The sequence below is a fragment of the Rhizobacter sp. P2_H2 genome, assembly GCF_056403375.1.
Map to the genome: position 1 here is coordinate 1 of NZ_JBFUFP010000509.1, position 3,825 is coordinate 3,825.

Annotated in this window: 3 protein-coding genes; 2 read left to right on the forward strand and 1 reads right to left on the reverse strand. The window is 70.9% G+C overall.

Going from position 1 to position 3,825, the window contains the following annotated elements; translation table 11 throughout:
* The coding region (locus tag AC1D15_RS21315; RefSeq protein ID WP_477827541.1) for a class II glutamine amidotransferase at window positions 1-662 on the reverse strand (662 nt) is incomplete at its 3' end.
* Between the two features lie 197 nt (window positions 663-859).
* Between AC1D15_RS21315 and AC1D15_RS21320 the strand changes: the two genes are divergently transcribed.
* Together AC1D15_RS21320 and AC1D15_RS21325 are read left to right on the forward strand one after the other, a co-directional pair.
* Window positions 860-2,776, forward strand: a complete 1,917-nt coding sequence (locus tag AC1D15_RS21320; RefSeq protein ID WP_477827542.1) for a TonB-dependent receptor plug domain-containing protein — start codon at window positions 860-862, stop codon at window positions 2,774-2,776.
* A gap of 75 nt (window positions 2,777-2,851) precedes the next feature.
* Window positions 2,852-3,825 (forward strand): heavy metal translocating P-type ATPase (locus AC1D15_RS21325; protein WP_477827543.1); only part of this gene is annotated, 974 nt, incomplete at its 3' end.

A 3,825-nucleotide genomic window follows, 5' to 3' on the forward strand; every position in this document is an offset into this window, starting at 1 on the left:
ACACCGTTCAGGCGGCCGAGGTCCAGGCTGATGTCGCAATCGATCAGCCGCGCGGTCGGGAACGGATGCTGGCGCTGCAGCAGGTAGAGCTTGCTCGAGCAGTGCGCGAACAACGCCTCGCCGTTGRACAGCAGGAAGTTGAAGTTGCCATGGCGCGCGATGCGCTCGGCGAGCAGCGCGATCTGCGGCGCCAGCTCGGCCCAGCCGACCGGCCGCACGCGGTCGGCGAACTGCGCGCGCAGCTCCTGCATCAGCCAGCAAAATGCGCGTTCGCTGTCGGTGGTGYCGATCGGGCGGAACGGGCCGGTGAGCGCGGGTTCGAAGCCGCGCAGGTCGCCGTTGTGCGAGAACAGCCACGGCTGCCCCATCCACTCGCGCTGGAACGGATGGCAATTGGCCAGCGAACGCACCCCCTGCGTCGCGCGGCGCAGGTGCGAGATGACGATGGCCGACGGAATCGGGTAGTCGCCGAGGAAGGCCGCCAGCGGCGATTCGCTCGCCGGCTGGTCGTCGTGGAAGACGCGGCAGCCGCCCGGTTCATAGAAACCGACGCCCCAGCCGTCCACATGGTGCGAGGTGCGCCCGCCACGTTGCCGGAAACCGGTGAACGAGAACGTGATCGAGGCCTGGCTGTTGCAGTTCATGCCGAGAAGCTGGCACATCTGGATGCATCCGGAAGATCTGTTGCGCGATGGGTGGCGGCATGCAGGCATCGTGCCCGCCCCGGACTGACGAATCGCGTCGATGGTTTCCCCCGTGCTTTGGGGGTACAGACATATGTCCTCTCTGGGTTTCGCCTGAGCGAATCGCCGGGAAGGCTTCCTACACTTTGTCGACAACACGAAGTGAGCGAGTGTGTATGCAAGCCCACCACCCCCACCTGCTGCCCCGGATCACTTCCCGCCGCTTCGCGCTGTTCCTGCGCGCGGCCGTGCTGCTCGCGGCGCTGGCCTGCGGCAGCGACCTGCGCGCCCAGTCGCTGCTCGATCAACCCCTCGAAGCGCTGCTGGACGTGCAGCTCACGACGCTCGGCCGCCGGGTGCAGCCCGAGCAGGACATGGCGATCGCCACCAGCGTGTTCTCCGGTGACGAACTGCGCCGCGCCGGCGCCCGCACGGTGCTGGAAGCGCTGGCGTGGATCCCCGGCGTGTGGGTCGAACACATCAACGCGAACCTGTGGGGCGTCACGGCGCGCGGCGACGGCAGTTCGCTGGTGGCGCACAACACGCTGATCCTGCGCGACGGCCGCGAACAGTTCGCGGCGAGCGGCTGGTCGACGACGACCTGGACGCGGTTGAACATGCCGATCGACCTGGTGCAGCGCATCGAGGTGCAGCGCGGCGCCGGCAACACGCTGTGGGGCTCGAACGCGGCCAATTGCGTGATCAACATCGTGACCCGCGCCGCCGACAACGGCAGCGCCGGCGGCGTGGATGTCGACAGCAACGGCCGCGCCGCGGCGAACCTGCAGTGGGGCACACGGACCGCCTCCGGCTGGAAAACCTCGTTCTGGGCCAGCGGCTCGCACCAGCCGGGTTCTTCCGAGTTCGTGCGGGGCCGCCGCGACTGGGACAACCAGGAGAATCGCGCGGCCGGTGCCAAGGCGACGCTTTCCGTCGAGGGCGGCGCCGAGGTGTCATTCGACGTCAGTGCCTCCACCGGCGTCGGCGCCAGCATCTTCGCGGTCGCCCGCGTACCGAACCGCCTGGAACTGCACGTCGCGCAGCGCGAGTTCGGCACCCGCCTGTCCATCCCGCAGGCACGCGACGGCCGGCTCGAGTTGGCCGGGTACGTGCAGGACGCCGACATGACGACCTTCGGCGGCACCGAGAACCACCGGCGCACCATCGAGCTGTCGGCGCAGGACTTCCTGCGCCTGGGGTCGCACGAGCTGCTGGCGGGCGGCAGCGTGAACACCGACTCGATCACCTCGCGCGCGGCGGAGCTCGATGCCGTCGCCGTGCCGACCGACACCGACCGGCTGCAGGCGTTCGTCCAGGATGAATGGCGGTTTGCCGAGAACCGCGGCTCGGTGGTGCTCGGCGCGCAGGCGCAACGGGTGTTCCGCGCCGGCTTCGTCGACAACCTGTACGCGACGACGCTGCGCCTGCGCTGGGCGGCCACGCCGGACCTGTCGCTGTGGAGCAGCCTGTCGCACTCGGAAACGCTGGCCAACGGCACCCAGGACCTGCAGATCCCGTCGATCGAAGCCGGCCTGCGCTGGAAGGCCAGCCGCGAGCTCCAGGTCAACGCGACGGTGTACGAGCAGCGCTTCGGCAGCTACCAGGTGCCGGTCACGACCCCGGTGACCCCGACCACGCCGCTGATGGACACCCGGCTGCGCGTGCGCGGCTTCGAGGCCGATGCGCGCTGGCAGCCAAGCCCGCAGTGGAGCCTCGACGGGTCGATCGACCTGGTGCGCGCGGAGTTCTTCTTCGACGGCGCGGCACGCTCGCCACTGGCCACCGAGGTGAACTACTTCGGCACGCAACCGCGCAACGCGTTCAAGGCCCGGGTGACGTACCAGATCGACGACCGCCGTTCGTTCGAAGCCGGGCTGAGGGCGCGCCCCACGCTGGCCGCCAGCCAGGTGCCCTCGCCCGGGCGCGGCGTGATCGACCTGGCGTACCGCCACCGGCTCTCGAAAGGCGTCGAGTTCGGCACCGCGTTGAAGCAGGCCAACCACGACACCGTGGACGGGTTCAGGCGCCCGAGCATTCCGTTCTCGTACCTCGAACGGCGCACGCTCGCGATGTGGATGTCCTGGGGCGTCTGAGGCGCTTCGCGGCCGTTGTCGCGGGGTTGATCCGGATCAAGTCGCCGCCGCGCCGAAGGCAGGAAACTGCCGCCGGTGAGCCTTGCATCCACCTCTCCTGCGGCGACTCCGTCCACGCAACGCGCCGGCCTGCAGCTCGCCGGCCTGCAATGCGGCGCCTGCGCCGGGCTGATCGAGCAGGCGGTGCGCGCGGTCGACGGTGCCGGCGCGTGCTGCGTGAATGCCGCGACGCACGCCGCGAGCGTCGCGTGGGATCCGGCGCGCACCACGCTCGATGCGCTGGTCGGCGCGATCCGCCGGGCCGGCTACGACGCCGCGCCCGACACGCCCGCCTCGGCCCGCGCGCTGCGCCGGCGCGAATCGCGCGCCGCGCTGTGGCGCCTGTTCGTCGCCGGCTTCTGCATGATGCAGGTGATGATGCTCGCGACGCCGCACTACGTGGCGCGCGCCGGCGAGCTGGCGTCCGACGTGAAGCAGCTGCTCGACTGGGGCGCCTGGGTGCTGACGCTGCCGGTGCTGTGGTGGTCGGCCGCACCGTTCTTCCAGGGCGCCTGGCGCAGTCTGCGCAGCGGCCGCATCGGTGCCGACATCCCGGTCGCGCTCGGCATCGCCGTCACCTTCGTCGCGAGCACCGGTGCCGCGTTCGACCCCGGCGGCCCGTTCGGCCACGAGGTGTACTTCGATTCGCTGACGATGTTCGTCACCTTCCTGCTCGGCGGGCGCTGGCTGCAGATGAAGGCGCGGCACCGCGCGGCCGAGGCGCTCGACGGCGCGCTGGGGGCGCTGCCCGACACCGCGCTGCGGCTGGCCGCCGACGGGTCGAGCGAACGCGTCGCACGCGAGGCCTTGCGGCCCGGCGACCGCGTGCAGGTCGCGCTGGGCGAGGCGTTCGCCGCGGACGGCGAGCTGCTGCAGGGCCGCACGCAGGCCGACGAATCGCTGCTGAGYGGCGAAGCGCGGCCGGTCGACAAGCCGGCCGGCGCGACACTCGTGGCCGGCAGCCTCAACATCGGCGCGCCGGTGGTGATGCGTGTCGAGCGCACCGGCGC